Raw genomic sequence first — 14503 nt, 5'->3', positions numbered from 1 at the left:
ACTCCGTGGCGGAGCGGGGCACCCTAGCAGAACGGCGTCGCCGATAAAGGAATTCACAGTGCATTGAGAGACTCCCGAACCGGGTGCGTACAGGTGGTCAGACGGGGCGCACGGGCCCCGACGCCCCTACCGCTCAAGGAGTCCAGATGCACAAGCGGATCGGTGCCGCAGTCGCCGGAACGGCCGCTGCCCTCCTCCTCGCCACCGCCTGCGGCGGGTCGAACGGCTACGACCAGGCCGGCAGCGTGGCACCGGCGGCCCAGCAGCAGGACGCGGCCCAGTCGGCCACCGCGCAGCCGGGATCCGGGTACGGGTACGACAGCGAGACCTCGGCCGACCCGTCCTCGGGCACCGACGACGGATACGCCGGCGGTACGGACGACAGCTCCGACAGCGGCACCACGGACGCCGCCTCCGACAAGAAGTGGCCCATCCTGTCCGTCGTCAACGACGCCAAGCTCGGCGACATACTCGTCGACTCCAAGGGCCGCACCCTGTACCGCTTCGACAAGGACACCGACTGGCCGATGGTGTCCAACTGCACCGGCGAGTGCCTCAAGAAGTGGCCGGCCGCCAAGCCCGTCACCAAGGCGCAGGCCGAGGCCGCAGGCCTCAACCCCAAGCTCGTCAGCACCTACACCCGGCCGGACGGCACCAAGCAACTGTCGTACAACTGCTGGCCCGTCTACTGGTTCGCCGGTGACACCAAGCCCGGTGACACCAACGGCCACGGCGTGGGCGGCACCTGGTGGGCCATGGGCGCCAACGGCAAGAAGGCCAACGGAGGCAAGCCGATCCGCTGACCCGGGCCGGCGGCGGGGCGCGGGGCTCAGTCCGCCACACCGGACTCGGCGAGCACCTTGTCGATCCGCACCCGGACCAGGAGTTCGCCGGGCCCCCCATTGCGGGCACCGAACTCCTCGGCGACGTCCTCGCCCATGTAGCGGGCGGCGATCCGGGTGGCCCACTCCCGCAGCGGGCCGGGTTCCTCGCTCACCTCGGCCCGACCCTGCAGCACCACGTACGCGAACGGCGGCCGGTCATCGTCCACACACAGGGCGACCCGGCCGTCGCGCGTGATGTTGCGGCCCTTGACGGTGGCCTTGCCCGTGTTGAACACGACGTCTTCGCCGTCCAGCAGGAACCAGACGGGCGCCACGTGGGGCGTTCCGCCCGCCCGCGTGGTCGCCAGCTTGCCCGTGCGCGTCCCGGCGGAGACGAAGGTCCGCCACTCTTCCTCGGTCATCCTGTGTCCCATGTCCCCATCCTGCCCCGGACGGCGGCCGACGGCCTCAGGACCCGCTGGAGGGGTGCGACGGCTCGACCTCCTGGTAGAGCGGTACGTCCAGCCGTCCGCGCCGCAGCAGCCGGCGCCAGAGCACCGGGTCGTACTCCTGCGGCGTGGTGGTGGCGAGGAAATCCTCCAGTACGTCCACGAAACGTCCGGGCGCGTCATGGTGCGGGAAGTGCCCCGCGTCCTCGAACAGTTCCAGTCGGCTGCCCGGCATCGCGGTGTGAGCCCTCAAGGCGTGGCGCACCGGGATCACCCCGTCGTGCTCGCCCCACATGATCAGGGTCGGCAGGCCCGCCGTCAGGTAACTGCGGTCCATCATCGTGATGACCTGCCCCCGCATGTCGACACCCGCGCGGAGGGTGCGCAGGAAGGCCTGACGCGCCATGGAACTGTCCAGCATGAGGTAGCGCTCGAGGACGTAGTCGAAGTCGTGACGGCCGAGCCCGAGCCCGCCGGTGGTCCGCAGCAGCGGGGCGAGCAGCCGCAGCGCCGTGCGTACGGGCGGTGAGGTGGCGACCGGCAGCGCCACCTCGGAACCCGGACCGGCCGCCAGGCGCAGCAACGGGTGGACCTCCGGCCCCAGGCCGCCACCGCCCACGATCACCAGGCGTTCGCAGCGCTCCGGGAACTGGTAGGCGAACTGCATCGCGACGCCCGCCCCGAGCGAGTGCCCCACGACCGACACCCGGTCGACGTCCAGCACGCCCAGCAGGTCGCGCATCCCGCACGCGTAGGCCGCCACCGCGTAGTCGGCACGGGGCCGCTCACTGTCACCGTGACCCAGGAGATCGGGCGCGATGACCGTGTGCCGGCGCCCCAGCCGGGGCAGGATGTGCGCCCATGTCGCCGACGAGTCGCCGAGGCCGTGGATCAGCAGCAGCGGCGGCCCGCTGCCGCCCAGCCGGAACGCACGCCGGTAGCCGTGGATGTCGCGATGGACCAGAGGGATTCCCTGCGAACCGTCCTCCGCGTCCGGGGCGGGACCGTAGACCCGGCGCACGACCTGTCCCCGTTCCATGCGTCCAGCGTGCGGCAGGGGGGTTTCCCCCGCAATGCCGCGCCGTTAGCGCGACGTGAACGCGCTCCGGGTGGAGCGGGCGGATCGAGCAGGGTACGCCGTTCCACCCGGCGCCGCACCCGAGGGCGTCACAAGGAAAGGGATTGTGAGATGTCACAGTCGGTGTCACCAAGAGGGCATTCGTGGGTCAGACTGTGCCCCTCCCCATCGAACCCATGGTCGACCGAGGACCTCACGCATGCGCCTGCGCCCCCGCACCATCCGCACGCAACTCGTGGTACTTCTCCTGGTGCCGCTGCTCTCGCTGGCGGGTCTGTGGACATACAGCACCTTCACCTCGGTGCGCGGGGCCTTCGCCCTCATGGGGATCGCCGACACCTACCGCTACTACGGGACCCCCGCGGACGACCTCGGACGGGCCCTGCAGGTCGAGCGGCGGCTCGCCGTCGCCTATGTGGCGTCCGACGGTGGGACCGGCGGTGCCGAACTGGAGAGCGCCGAGCGGACCACCGACCGGCTGCTCACGGTCGTCCGGGAGCACGCGCGCGAGCAGGCGCGGGGCACCGAACTGGACCTCGCCCAGCGGCGCCGGCTCACCGAGCTGATCACCGCCGCCAAGGACCTGCAGCCGCTGCGCGAGGACGTCAGACAGCGCGACATCGGCTGGTCGATGACGCTCCACCGCTACTCGTCTGTGATCGACCCCATCTTCCGGCTGCGCGGATCGCTCGCCGCGCTCCAGAGCGGCGAGGTCGCCCGGCAGGGCGGTTTCGTCATCGACCTCGTACGGGCCAGGGAACTGCTGTCCCGCGAGGACGCCATGCTCACCGCCGCGCAGGTCGGTCCGGCCATGACGGCCAGTCAGTACCGAGAGTTCATCGGCACCATCGACGGACGCAAGCTGCTGCACTCCATCGTCGACCCGGAGTTGACCAAGGCCGCCAAGGAGAGCCTCGACGAGTTCGACGGCGGCAGCGTCGCCTGGACGCTGGACTCCATGGAGACCGCGGCCCGTTCGGCGGGCGCCAAGGACGTCGGCCTCGTCGTCTCCCGGGACCGCTGGCGGCAGAACGCCGACCGGGCGCTCACCGCGCTCAGCGACATCAACGTCGCGGCCGCCGGCGAGGTGGGCGAGCAGGCGCGTGACGACGGCATGGACGTGCTCGTGCGGACCGGCGCGGTCAGCCTCGCCGGACTCTTCCTCGTCGTCCTGTCGGTCGTCATCTCCCTGCTCATCGGGCGCGGCATCGCCCGCCGGCTCACGCTGCTGCGCAACCAGGCGCTGGAACTGTCGGGGAGGCGGCTGCCGGAGGTGCTGCGCAGGCTGCGCGCGGGCGAGGAGCTCGACGACGACGCCGTCGCCCGCGCCGCACCCGACCTGCGCTTCGGCGCCGACGAGATCGGACAGGTCGGCCGGGCCTTCAACAACGCCCAGCGCGCCGCCGTCCAGGCGGCCGTCGACCAGGAGAAGCTGCGCCGCGGGGTCTCCGCCGTCTTCACCAATCTGGCCCGCCGAAGCCAGGTGCTGCTGCACCGTCAGCTGACGCTGCTCGACGCCATGGAGCGCCGCTCCGGTGACCCGGCGGACCTTGACGACCTCTTCCGCGTCGACCACATCGCCGTCCGCATGCGCCGGCACGCCGAGGGCCTGCTGATCCTCTCAGGGAACGCACCGGGCCGCGCCTGGCGCCGCCCGGTCCGGCTCGCGGAGGTGGCGCGCGCAGCGGTCGGCGAGGTCGAGCACTACCAGCGGGTCACCGTCCGGCGCATGCCCCGGGTGGCGCTGACGGGCCCTGCGGTCGCCGACGTGCTGCACCTGATGGCGGAACTCATCGACAACGCCACGGCCTTCTCGCCGCCCGACACCAAGGTCGAGGTGCGCGGCGAGGTCGTCGCCGGCGGCTACGTCCTGGAGGTCGAGGACCGCGGCCTGGGCATGAGCACCGAGCGGCTCGCCGACGCCAACAACGAACTCGGCGAGGCCGGCGCGGGCACGGAACTCCCCGAGACCGACCGCCTCGGACTGTTCACCGTCGGACGGCTCGCCGCCCGGCAGGGAGTGCGCGTCACCCTGCGCCGAGGGCGGTTCGACGGCACCGTGGCGGTGGTGTTCATCCCGCAGTCGGTGCTTGTGGACGCCTCGGGCGACGACGTCGAGACCGGGGAGCACGTGCTCCGTCCACGAGCCGTGCCCGAACCGCCGGGGCCGGATCGCGCGGACGCGGCGCCACGCACACCGAGGCCGCCGCGGGGGCCGAGCCGGCCGCGCGAGGAAGGCCGCACGGTGACGGGGTTGCCGAAGCGGCAGCGGCAGGCCAGTCTCGTAGCGCAACTGAGGGACGACGGCGTGCACCAGAGCCCGGCGGAGACGCCCGGTGGGGGAGAAGACGAAAGGGAACGATCTCCGGAAGAGGCTCGTTCCACCATCACGGCGTTCGCCCGCGGCCTGGCCCGCGGCAGGGACGCCGCAGCACCGCAAGGAACAGCGGAGACCGGGGAGATCGGGGGATGACGGTGAGCAGTGGACTCACGTGGCTGATGGACGATCTGACAGAGCGGGTGCCGCACGTCAGGCACGCGCTGGTGCTCTCCGGCGACGGTCTGGTGACCGGGGCGAGCACCAGTCTGGACCGTGCCACGGCCGAGCACCTGGCCGCCGTCTCGTCCGGGTTCCACAGTCTCGCCAAGGGCGCGGGGCGGCACTTCGACGCGGGCGGCGTACGGCAGACGATGGTCGAGTTCGACGACGGCTTCCTGTTCGTCACGGCCGCGGGCGAGGGCAGTTGCCTGTCCGTGCTCAGCGGGGTGCAGGCCGACGTGGGGCAGATCGCCTACGAGATGACCCTCATGGTCCACCGGGTCGGTGAACACCTCGGTGTCACGCCGCGCCGGCACGACGCGGCGGCACCGGGGGAGTGATGAAGCATGAACCCGAGCCCGCCGGGAGATGAGGGCGCGCTCTGGTATGACGACGAGGCCGGTCCGATGGTGCGCGCCTACACCATCACCGGCGGTCGCACCCGGCCGGACTCCGACAGCGACGTCGACCTGATCGCCGTCATGGTCCCGGCCGTCGGCACGGCCCCGGACGACAACCTCGACGAGGAGCACCTGGCCCTCCTGGACCTGTGCCGGGACACCCCCCTCACCGTGGCCGAACTGGCCTCGGAGGCCGATCTCGCGCTCGGTGTCGTCCGTGTCCTGCTCGGCGACCTCCTGCGGGACGGCCATCTGCGGGCCATCCGGCCCGTGCCGCCCGCGGAACTGCCCGATGTGGGGCTGCTCAAGGACGTCATCGACGGCCTGCGCGCCCTGTGAACCGGGCTGTCGACCAGGCGGCGTTGTCGGACCCCGGTCGTACGGTGACCCCATGGAGGAGATCACGTACGTCCGGGGGGACGCCACCGCGCCGCAGGGCAAGGGCGTCAAGCTGATCGTCCATGTCTGCAACGACCTGGGCGGCTGGGGGAGGGGATTCGTCGTCGCGCTCTCCCGCCGCTGGCCGGAGCCCGAGGTCGCGTACCGGCGGTGGCACCGTGAGCGCGCCGGCAACGATTTCGCCCTGGGAGCCGTCCAGTTCGTCCGGGTCGGCGAGTGGGTGTGGGTGGCCAATCTCGTCGGGCAGCGCGGCATCCGCAGGGGCGCCAAAGGCGTGCCCGTGCGGTACGAGGCGATCGACGCCGGGCTGGTCCTGGTGGCGCGGAAGGCCGCGGAGCTCGGCGCGTCGGTGCACATGCCGCGCATCGGATGCGGGCTCGCGGGCGGGCGCTGGGAGCGGGTCGCGCCGTCGATCGAGGAGCGGCTGGTGCGCCGCGGGATCTCCGTCACCGTGTACGACCACGGGGCGTGACGCGGAGTTATCCACAGGGGTCTGCGGATGTCGCCGCGAGGATCTATCGTCGTGACTGTCGGTGATGAGTCGCTACGAAAGGTCAGGGGGAGTGGCATGGCTGTCAAGGAGGCCACCGTCCGGGAGGCGCTCGGCATGCGGCGCGCCCGGGAGGAATTGTGCCTGGAGGCCGAGGAGTTCGAGGTCGCGCTGCAGACCGGCGAGGTGCGCACGGCACCGGCCGTCGGCGGACGCCGGCGCGTCGTGCGGGAGGACGTGGACCGGTTGCGGGAGGAGGAGGGCTTTCCCGACCGCCTGCGCGCGCGGCTGGAACTGGTGGGCAGCATCGAGGGCGCGGCACTGATCGGGATCAGCCGGGAGCGCTTCACCCGGCTCGCCAAGGGCGGCTTCCTCCGCCCCGTCCGCTGGTACGTCAACCGCTACCGCGCCGTGGTGTGGCTCTACCTGGCCGAGGACGTACGGCGGTTCGCCCGGGCCCAACCGGCGCTGCTGGAAGGCCGGCTGCCCGCCGCGCTCCGTGATGCCCTCGACGAGGGCGAGGACCGCCGCGCCCGCGGCTGGCGGGCGCGACGCGTGGAGGAACTCGTGCGGGACGCGGAGGACGCCTGGACCGAGGCGTCCGCCTGGTCCGCCCTGCTGGGCCCGGAAGCGGCCGCCGACGCGGTGCCGGACGAACGTGAACGGGCCCACCTGCGCCGGCTGTGCCCGGCGCTCCCGGCCGGCAGTACGGGCTCGTACGCCACCCGTGAGCTGATCGAGGCCCAGACCGTCGCCTCCCACCCCGACGAGGTCACCTTCGCCCAGGTCTCGCTCGCCGACGCGCTGCTCAGGGCCCGTGCCGCCCGCCCCGCCCCGCACCCCGTGCGAGCCACCTCGGTCGCCGCCCCGGGCCGCCCGATCGCCCCGCCACCCTCCACCGAGGCTGCGCCGCCGACCCCGGCGCCGCGCAGCCGCTGGCGCCGCCTGCTCGGTCTGGGGTGACCGGGCGGGGTGTCACACCGCGCGCCACCAGGCGGCGATGACGATGTCGTGACCGAGTGACTCATCGAGGGCGCGGTACAGCGCGAGCCTGACGATCCGGTCGTCGTGGGGCCGGTACGGGCGTTCGGGGTCGGGGATCCCGAGCAGCGGTCCCAGCGCGTCGATCGCGGGCTTCCACAGCGTGGACCAGTTGCGCTGTGCGGACACCTCGAAGCGGAGATGGAGTTCGACCGCGACACCGGGAGGCAGTGCGGGTCCCGCAGCGCGACAGGCCTCGTGGACCGCCGCCTTCCAGGCCGTTGACGAGGCCGACACTTCGGTGCGCACCGACAACTGGGGCTCGCCCTGCCAGTCGGCAGCGGAATCGACCGGTACAGCCGGCCCGATGGCGATGGTGGAGGAGGGAGCATGGTGTTTGCGGGCGAAGACCGCGGCGAAGCGTTCCGGGCCGAGCGCCCGGACGACAGGGAAGAGGTAGTTGTCCAGGTCGTGACCACCGCGGGTCAGCGGGACTTTGTCGTCCAGCCCGACGGTGAGTGCGAGGGCGAGGTCGCCCTCCCGCCCGTTCACGGTGGGGCCGACCAGTCCCACGAGGGCGTCGAGGAAGGCGCGCAGCCTTATCCGGCCGGGGTGACCGGCCGCGCCCCAACTCTCCACCACCGGCCGCTCCGGCAGCCCGCGTTCGCCGTCCGGCACCGAGAACAGCGTCGCCATGCCGGGCATTCTCCTCCACTGACGGCGTCCGGGAGGGCCGTGTGGACCGAAAAACAGATGCGGCGGGGCAGCGGCAGGGGTGAGACTGCCCGGGCCGGACGGCGCAAGCCCCGCGCCGCCATCCTCTTGATCCACAAGGAGCCTCCGCTTGCAGGGTGTTGTCACCGTCTCGCCTTCCCAGGTGCCGGAGCTGCTGCTCAACCTGGCCACCGTGCGCCCGGTCTTCCTGTGGGGCGCCCCCGGCATCGGGAAGTCGTCCCTCGTCAGGGAGTTCGCCGACTCGCTGGCACTGGACTGCGTGAGTCTCATCGGGACGCAACTGGCTCCGGAAGACCTCATCGGCGTTCCGCAGATCGTCGACGGCCGCTCGCGGTTCTGCCCGCCGGAGACCATCGCCCGCGACGAGCCGTACTGCCTCTTCCTCGACGAGCTGAACGCGGCCACCCCGGATGTGCAGAAGGCCTTCTACTCGCTGATCCTCGACCGCCGTATCGGTTCGTACGAGCTGCCGCCCGGCAGCATCGTCATCGGTGCGGGCAACCGGGCCACCGACAATGCCCTGGCGCGGCCGATGGCCTCCGCCCTGGTCAACAGGCTCGCGCACGTCCACCTGCGGGCCTCCGCCGCGGACTGGCTGGTCTGGGCGGCGGGCGCCGGCATCCATCCGTGGATCACCGACCACCTCACCGACCGGCCGGACCACCTGTGGTCCGCGCCGCCGAAGACCGAGGAGCCGTTCTCCACTCCGCGCGCCTGGCACATGCTCTCCGACGCGCTCCACTCCTTCGGACCCGCCCTGGACGAGGAGACGCTGAAGGTCCTCGCGTACGGCACGCTCACGCCCGGGCACGCCACGGCCTTCTGCGGATACGTCAAGATCGTCCGGCACTCGTACGGACTCGAGGCCATCCTCAAGGGGGACGCTTCCTGGCCGCGCCGCATCGAGGACCGCGACCTGCTCTACTACCTCGCCGACTCCTTCCGCGGGCGTCTGATCAAGGAGCTGCCGGCGCAGCGGGAGCACGCGTCCCCGGCTGTGCGGCAGATGGCCTACCGGGCCAAGTCGCTGCTGGTGCAGTTGGCGGAGATCTCGGTCGAGGTCGCCCAGACCGTTATCGCCGACGGCGACGACGACATTCCGGTGCTGCCCTCCTGGTTCCTCCTGGAGGCCGCCCGTGACATGCCGCGACTGGTAGAGGCACGCCGGTGAGCGGCGCGCGCGGTGACAGGTCCCGGGCGCGGCCGACTCCCCGCAAGGACCCCGCGGCCGAGGCCTTCGCAGCCGGCGTGGACCTGCTGCGCCGCAACACCGCCCTCGCCGCGCTCTCCGCCGTCAACGGCCGTCTGTGCCGCAGCGAGGAGTGCGAGGAGCACCCTCGCGACGGCTGGGCCTCGGTCACCTCCAACGGCGTCGTGCACGCCGACCTCCTGCGCCGCGCGGAGCCGGAGGAGTGGGCCTGGGTGCTGGCGCACTGCCTCCTGCACCTCGGCTTCGGGCACGTGCCTGCCGCCAGGGGCATGCGTGAGCAGCCCGACCGGTTCGACCTGGCCGCCCGTTGCGTGGTGGTCAACCGCTTCCTGGACACCTTCCCCGTGGGCCGGGCGCCCGTCCCGCTGCCCCCGGTGTTCCCGGACGGCGACGAGGAACAACTGGCCGCGCGCTGGCGCCGCGACGGCCTCCCCGCCGGGTTCGCGGCGTGCGGCACCGCAGGCCCGCAACCGGACCAGGTGCTCCAGCCCTGGCAACCGTCCTGGAGCGCGCCGGAGGACTGGACCGTCGCCTTCGCGAGCGCCCTCAGCCGCACGATGTCGGCGGCCATGGACGTCGCCGGAGGCCGTCGTGAAGAGCTCACCGGCGCGAGGCGCCCACTGCGGCCCTGGGAACGCGCTCTGAGCTGGTTCATCTCCTCGTACCCGTTGCTCGGCGGCATCGCCGCCGGGATGACCCTGGTCGCCGACGCCGAACTCGCCCGGGCGCAGCGGATCTCGGTGGCGGCGGTCAACGCCGAGGCGGGGGAGATCTACCTCAACCCCCTGTGCCGGTACGGCGACGAGGAATGGCGGTTCATCCTCGCTCACGAGATGCTGCATGCCGCGCTGCGCCACGGCGAGCGCCGGGGCGGCCGGGACCCGTACCTGTTCAACGTCGCCGCCGACTACGTGATCAACGGCTGGCTGCTGGAGATGGGCGTCGGGCAGATGCCCGAGGGACTGCTGCACGACCCAGCCCTGGCCGGGCTGTCCAGCGAGGAGGTGTACGACCGCATCGCCCGGGACCAGCGGCGGTTGCGTCGTCTCGCCACGCTGCGCGGCAAGGGCCTTGGAGACGTCCTCGGCGAGCCGCTGCCGCGCCGCGGGGAGACCGTTCCCACATGGGTGGACCTGGACGAGTTCTACCGGCGCGGGCTGCTCCAGGGCTTCGATCTGCACCGCCGCGAACGCGGACTCCTGCCGGCCGGACTGGTCGAGGAGATCCGCGCGCTGTCCCACCCACCGCTGCCATGGGACGCCAGACTCGCCCGCTGGTTCGACGAGTACGTGCCCCGCCCCGAGGCGGTGCGCAGCTTCACCCGCCCCTCCCGGCGCCAGGCGTCCACCCCGGACATCCCCCGGGCCGGCCGCAGCCACCCGCCGCAGGAAGTGGCCCGCTGCACCTTCGGCGTGGTGCTGGACACCTCCGGGTCCATGAGCCGGACACTGCTCGGCAAGGCACTCGGCGCCATCGCCTCCTACGCCACCGCCCGCGACGTGACCGCCGCCCGGGTGGTGTTCTGTGACGCCGCGCCCTTTGACGCGGGATACCTGCCGGTGACCGAGATCGCGCACAAGGTGCGTGTCAGGGGCCGCGGCGGAACCGTTCTTCAGCCCGGTGTCGACCTGCTCCAACGCGCCCCGGACTTCCCTTCGACGGCCCCGGTCCTGCTGATCACCGACGGAGACTGCGACGTCCTGCGGGTACGCCGCGAACACGCCTTCTTGATGCCCCACGACGCCCGGCTCCCGTTCACGCCGCGGGGTCCGGTCTTCCGCATGCGCTGAGGGCCGCGGCCGGCGGAAGGACGACCCACACGGTACCGGCGCACCGGCACCGGCACCGGCGCCGGCATCGGCACCGGTCCCGGGGAAGGGGCCCGGCGCTCAGTCGCCGTGTTTGCGGAACAGCCCCTCCTGGACCACGGAGACCAGCATCCGGCCCTCGCGGTCGTAGATGCGGCCGCGGGCCAGGCCGCGTGCCCCGGTCGCGATGGGGGACTCCTGGTCGTACAGGAACCACTCGTCGGCACGGAACGGCCGGTGGAACCACATCGCGTGGTCGAGCGAGGCCATGTCGAAACCGCGCGGTCCCCACAGCGGCTCGACCGGCACGCGCACGGCGTCCAGCAGCATCATGTCGCTGGCGTACGTGAGGGCGCAGGTGTGCACCAGAGGGTCGTCGCCGAGCGGGCCCACCGCGCGCATCCAGACCGCGCTGCGGGGCTCGGCGCCCGCCACCTCCTCGGCGGTCCAGCGCAGCCGGTCCACGTAGCGGATGTCGAACGGCTGCCGTCGCGCCATCCGCTCCAACTGCTCGGGCAGTTCGCCGAGGTGCTCCCGCAGTTCGTCGCTCAGCCTCGGCAGGCTCTCCGGGTCCGGGACCTCGCGCCTCGGCAGCTGGTGCTCGAACCCGGGCTCCGGCACGTGGAAGGAGGCGGTCAGGTTGAAGATCGTCCGGCCCTGCTGCACCGCGACCACGCGCCGCGTGGTGAAGGAGCGGCCGTCGCGGATCCGCTCCACCTGGTACACGATCGGGACCCCGGGGCGCCCCGGGCGCAGGAAGTACGCGTGCAGGGAGTGCACCGGACGGGTGCCGTCCGTCGTGCGCCCGGCGGCGACCAGCGCCTGGCCCGCCACCTGTCCGCCGAACACCCTCTGGAGGCGCTCCTGGGGGCTCTGCCCGCGGAAGATGTCCTCCTCGATCCGCTCCAGGTCGAGGAGGTCCACCAGCCGCTCGGCGGGGTTGGTCATCGGGTGCGCTCCCTCGCGGGAGTGGCCGGTCCCACGGTCACAGCGCCCCCACCGCCGTCACCTTGACCACCGCGCGGCCCTCCTCGTCGGAGGCGGTGAGGTCGACCTCGGCGGAGATGCCCCAGTCGTGGTCGCCGTCCGGGTCCGCGAAGGTCTGACGGACCTTCCACAGCCCTTCAGCGGGACGCTCCTCGATCTGCAGCAGCTTCGGGCCGCGCGCGTCGGGCCCGGTGCCCAGGTCCTCGTACTCGTCCCAGTAGGCGTCCATGGCATCGGCCCACGCGTTCGCGTCCCAGCCGGAGGCGGCGTCCATCTCGCCGAGTTCGCCGAAGCGATCCAGCGCGGCCAGCTCCACCCGGCGGAACATGGCGTTGCGCACCAGGACCCGGAAGGCGCGGGCGTTGGCCGTGACGGGCTTGACCTGGTCGGCCCGCTCCTGGGCCTCCTCGGCGGTCATCTCCCCGGGGTTGGCGAGCTGCTCCCACTCGTCCAGCAGGCTGGAGTCGACCTGGCGGACCAGCTCGCCGAGCCAGGCGATGAGGTCCTGCAGATCCTCCGACTTCAGGTCGTCCGGGACGGTGTGCCCCAGCGCCTTGTACGCGCCCGCCAGGTAGCGCAGCACGATGCCCTCGGTCCTGGCCAGTTCGTAGTTCGAGACGAACTCGGAGAAGGTCATCGCCCGTTCGTACATGTCGCGCACGACCGACTTCGGGGACAGCGGATGGTCGCCGACCCAGGGGTGGCTCTTGCGGTAGACGCCGTAGGCGTGCGACAGCACCTCCTCCAGCGGCTTGGGGTAGGAGACGTCCTGGAGCCGCTCCATCCGCTCCTCGTACTCGACCCCGTCGGCCTTCATCGCCGCGACGGCCTCGCCGCGCGCCTTGTTCTCCTGGGCGGCGAGGATCTGCCGGGGGTCGTCGAGGGTCGACTCGATCACCGACAGCATGTCCAGCGCGTAGGAGGGGGACTCCGGGTCCAGCAGCTCGAACGCGGCCAGCGCGAAGGTGGACAGCGGCTGGTTGAGCGCGAAGTCCTGCTGCAGGTCCACCGTCAGCCGGACGATGCGCCCCTCCTCGTCGGGCTCGTCCAGCCGCTCCACGACCCCGCCCGCCAGCAGCGAGCGGTAGATCGCGATCGCCCTGCGGATGTGCCGCAGCTGGGACCGGCGGTCCTCGTGGTTGTCCTCCAGCAGCCGCCGCATCGCGTCGAAGGCGTTGCCGGGGCGGGCGATGACCGACAGCAGCATCGCGTGGGTGACCCGGAACCGCGAGGTGAGCGGCTCGGGGTCGGAGGCGATGAGCCTCTCGAAGGTGTTCTCCGTCCAGGCGACGAAGCCCTCGGGCGCCTTCTTGCGCACCACCTTGCGGCGCTTCTTCGGGTCGTCGCCGGCCTTCGCGAGGGCCTTCTCGTTCTCGATCACGTGCTCCGGCGCCTGCGCCACCACGAAGCCGGAGGTGTCGAAACCGGCGCGCCCGGCACGGCCCGCGATCTGGTGGAACTCACGGGAGCGCAGCACGCGCACGCGGTTGCCGTCGTACTTGGTGAGGGCGGTGAACAGCACGGTACGGATCGGCACGTTGACGCCGACGCCGAGGGTGTCGGTGCCGCAGATGACCTTCAGCAGTCCCGCCTGCGCCAGCTTCTCCACCAGGCGCCGGTACTTGGGCAGCATGCCGGCGTGGTGCACCCCGATGCCGTGCCGGACGAAGCGCGAGAGGTTGCGGCCGAACGCCGTCGTGAAGCGGAAGTTGCCGATGAGCTCCGCGATGGCGTCCTTCTCGGCGCGCGTGCACATGTTGATGCTCATCAGCGCCTGCGCCCGCTCCACGGCAGCCGCCTGCGTGAAGTGCACGATGTAGACGGGCGCCTGGCGGGTCTCCAGCAGCTCGGTCAGCGTCTCGGTGAGCGGGGTGAGCCGGTACTCGTACGACAGCGGCACCGGCCGTGTCGCCGAGCGCACGACGGTGGTCGGCCGGCCGGTGCGTCGGGTGAGGTCGGTCTCGAAGCGCGAGACGTCGCCGAGCGTCGCCGACATCAGCAGGAACTGCGCCTGCGGCAGCTCCAGCAGCGGGATCTGCCACGCCCAGCCGCGGTCGGGCTCCGCGTAGAAGTGGAACTCGTCCATGACGACCTGGCCGATGTCGGCGTTCTTGCCGTCGCGCAGCGCTATCGACGCGAGCACCTCCGCCGTGCAGCAGATGACGGGCGCGTCCGGGTTGACCGAGGCGTCGCCGGTCAGCATGCCGACGTTCTCGGTGCCGAAGAGCTTGCACAGGTCGAAGAACTTCTCCGACACCAGTGCCTTGATCGGGGCGGTGTAGAAGGTGACCTCGTCCCGGGCCAGTGCGGCGAAGTGCGCACCGGCCGCGACCAGGCTCTTTCCCGAGCCGGTGGGGGTCGACAGGATGACGTTCGCCCCCGACACCACCTCGATCAGCGCCTCCTCCTGCGCGGGGTAGAGGGAGATGCCGCTGCCCTCCGCCCAGGACGAGAAGGCCTCGAAGAGGGCGTCGGGATCGGGCTCGGAAGGCAGCTGATCGATGAGGGTCACACCACCATCTTGCCTGTCCCGGGGACCAGGGGAGGAACCGGCGGCGCACACGAAGATCGGCCGACGGTATGGTGTGCCGTCGACTGGGCG

The 14503-nt window shown here is 71.9% G+C and carries 13 protein-coding genes; 8 read left to right on the top strand and 5 right to left on the bottom strand.

The window, feature by feature from the left end:
• Positions 1–146: 146 nt before the first annotated feature.
• Positions 147–803, top strand: coding sequence for a hypothetical protein (locus OIE69_RS07615; RefSeq protein WP_326571174.1), 657 nt, complete (start codon positions 147–149; stop codon positions 801–803).
• A gap of 26 nt (positions 804–829) precedes the next feature.
• On the opposite strand, the gene OIE69_RS07610 is transcribed toward OIE69_RS07615, so the two are convergent.
• Together OIE69_RS07610 and OIE69_RS07605 are read right to left on the bottom strand one after the other, a co-directional pair.
• Positions 830–1258 (bottom strand): PPOX class F420-dependent oxidoreductase, encoded by a 429-nt coding sequence (locus tag OIE69_RS07610; RefSeq protein WP_326571173.1) that lies wholly within the window; start codon positions 1256–1258, stop codon positions 830–832.
• A 34-nt stretch (positions 1259–1292) separates the two neighbouring features.
• Positions 1293–2312, bottom strand: coding sequence for an alpha/beta fold hydrolase (locus OIE69_RS07605; protein WP_326571172.1), 1020 nt, complete (start codon positions 2310–2312; stop codon positions 1293–1295).
• 238 nt (positions 2313–2550) lie between these two features.
• Here OIE69_RS07605 and OIE69_RS07600 point away from each other — a divergent pair, with 238 nt between their 5' ends.
• From OIE69_RS07600 to OIE69_RS07580, 5 genes are all read left to right on the top strand, one after another.
• Positions 2551–4824 (top strand): sensor histidine kinase, encoded by a 2274-nt coding sequence (locus OIE69_RS07600; RefSeq protein ID WP_326571171.1) that lies wholly within the window; start codon positions 2551–2553, stop codon positions 4822–4824.
• On the top strand, positions 4821–5231 hold the full coding sequence (locus OIE69_RS07595; RefSeq protein WP_018562311.1) for a roadblock/LC7 domain-containing protein: 411 nt from the start codon (positions 4821–4823) through the stop codon (positions 5229–5231). The genes OIE69_RS07600 and OIE69_RS07595 overlap by 4 nt, the downstream gene beginning before the upstream one ends.
• Positions 5232–5237: 6 nt before the next feature.
• Complete coding sequence (locus OIE69_RS07590; RefSeq protein WP_326571170.1) at positions 5238–5630, top strand: DUF742 domain-containing protein; 393 nt, start codon at positions 5238–5240, stop codon at positions 5628–5630.
• Positions 5631–5682: 52 nt separating this feature from the next.
• The gene (locus OIE69_RS07585) at positions 5683–6162 is read left to right on the top strand and encodes a macro domain-containing protein (RefSeq protein WP_326571169.1); all 480 of its coding nucleotides are present in this window, start codon (positions 5683–5685) and stop codon (positions 6160–6162) included.
• A 96-nt stretch (positions 6163–6258) separates the two neighbouring features.
• Positions 6259–7143: a DUF6397 family protein gene (locus OIE69_RS07580; protein WP_326571168.1), complete on the top strand. Its 885-nt coding sequence runs from the start codon at positions 6259–6261 to the stop codon at positions 7141–7143.
• A gap of 12 nt (positions 7144–7155) precedes the next feature.
• Here the strand turns inward: OIE69_RS07580 and OIE69_RS07575 are convergent, their stop codons facing one another.
• Positions 7156–7857, bottom strand: coding sequence for a hypothetical protein (locus tag OIE69_RS07575; protein WP_326571167.1), 702 nt, complete (start codon positions 7855–7857; stop codon positions 7156–7158).
• A gap of 148 nt (positions 7858–8005) precedes the next feature.
• On the opposite strand from OIE69_RS07575, the gene OIE69_RS07570 reads away from it, so the two are divergent.
• Together OIE69_RS07570 and OIE69_RS07565 are read left to right on the top strand one after the other, a co-directional pair.
• The gene (locus tag OIE69_RS07570) at positions 8006–9067 is read left to right on the top strand and encodes a MoxR family ATPase (RefSeq protein WP_326571166.1); all 1062 of its coding nucleotides are present in this window, start codon (positions 8006–8008) and stop codon (positions 9065–9067) included.
• Positions 9064–10896, top strand: coding sequence for a vWA domain-containing protein (locus tag OIE69_RS07565; RefSeq protein ID WP_326571165.1), 1833 nt, complete (start codon positions 9064–9066; stop codon positions 10894–10896). The genes OIE69_RS07570 and OIE69_RS07565 overlap by 4 nt, the downstream gene beginning before the upstream one ends.
• A 99-nt stretch (positions 10897–10995) precedes the next feature.
• Here OIE69_RS07565 and OIE69_RS07560 read toward each other — a convergent pair whose 3' ends face one another.
• Together OIE69_RS07560 and OIE69_RS07555 are read right to left on the bottom strand one after the other, a co-directional pair.
• The gene (locus OIE69_RS07560; RefSeq protein ID WP_326571164.1) at positions 10996–11862 is read right to left on the bottom strand and encodes an acyl-CoA thioesterase; all 867 of its coding nucleotides are present in this window, start codon (positions 11860–11862) and stop codon (positions 10996–10998) included.
• Between the two features lie 37 nt (positions 11863–11899).
• Positions 11900–14413 carry a DEAD/DEAH box helicase gene (locus tag OIE69_RS07555; RefSeq protein ID WP_326571163.1) on the bottom strand — a complete coding sequence of 838 codons (2514 nt, stop codon included), beginning with the start codon at positions 14411–14413 and terminating at the stop codon, positions 11900–11902.
• Between the last annotated feature and the right edge of the window lie 90 nt (positions 14414–14503).

It is taken from the genome of Actinacidiphila glaucinigra (assembly GCF_035918135.1).
In the GTDB taxonomy this organism is placed as follows: domain Bacteria; phylum Actinomycetota; class Actinomycetes; order Streptomycetales; family Streptomycetaceae; genus Actinacidiphila; species Actinacidiphila glaucinigra.
Note: the sequence above shows the minus strand (reverse complement) of the source record. Positions and strands in the feature narration are given on the sequence as shown.

Coding starts and splice junctions, on each gene's coding strand:
- OIE69_RS07615 (WP_326571174.1), top strand. CDS start 147: ATGCACAAGCGGATCGGTGCCGCAGTCGCCGGAACGGCCGCTGCCCTC.
- OIE69_RS07610 (WP_326571173.1), bottom strand. CDS start 1,258: ATGGGACACAGGATGACCGAGGAAGAGTGGCGGACCTTCGTCTCCGCC.
- OIE69_RS07605 (WP_326571172.1), bottom strand. CDS start 2,312: ATGGAACGGGGACAGGTCGTGCGCCGGGTCTACGGTCCCGCCCCGGAC.
- OIE69_RS07600 (WP_326571171.1), top strand. CDS start 2,551: ATGCGCCTGCGCCCCCGCACCATCCGCACGCAACTCGTGGTACTTCTC.
- OIE69_RS07595 (WP_018562311.1), top strand. CDS start 4,821: ATGACGGTGAGCAGTGGACTCACGTGGCTGATGGACGATCTGACAGAG.
- OIE69_RS07590 (WP_326571170.1), top strand. CDS start 5,238: ATGAACCCGAGCCCGCCGGGAGATGAGGGCGCGCTCTGGTATGACGAC.
- OIE69_RS07585 (WP_326571169.1), top strand. CDS start 5,683: ATGGAGGAGATCACGTACGTCCGGGGGGACGCCACCGCGCCGCAGGGC.
- OIE69_RS07580 (WP_326571168.1), top strand. CDS start 6,259: ATGGCTGTCAAGGAGGCCACCGTCCGGGAGGCGCTCGGCATGCGGCGC.
- OIE69_RS07575 (WP_326571167.1), bottom strand. CDS start 7,857: ATGGCGACGCTGTTCTCGGTGCCGGACGGCGAACGCGGGCTGCCGGAG.
- OIE69_RS07560 (WP_326571164.1), bottom strand. CDS start 11,862: ATGACCAACCCCGCCGAGCGGCTGGTGGACCTCCTCGACCTGGAGCGG.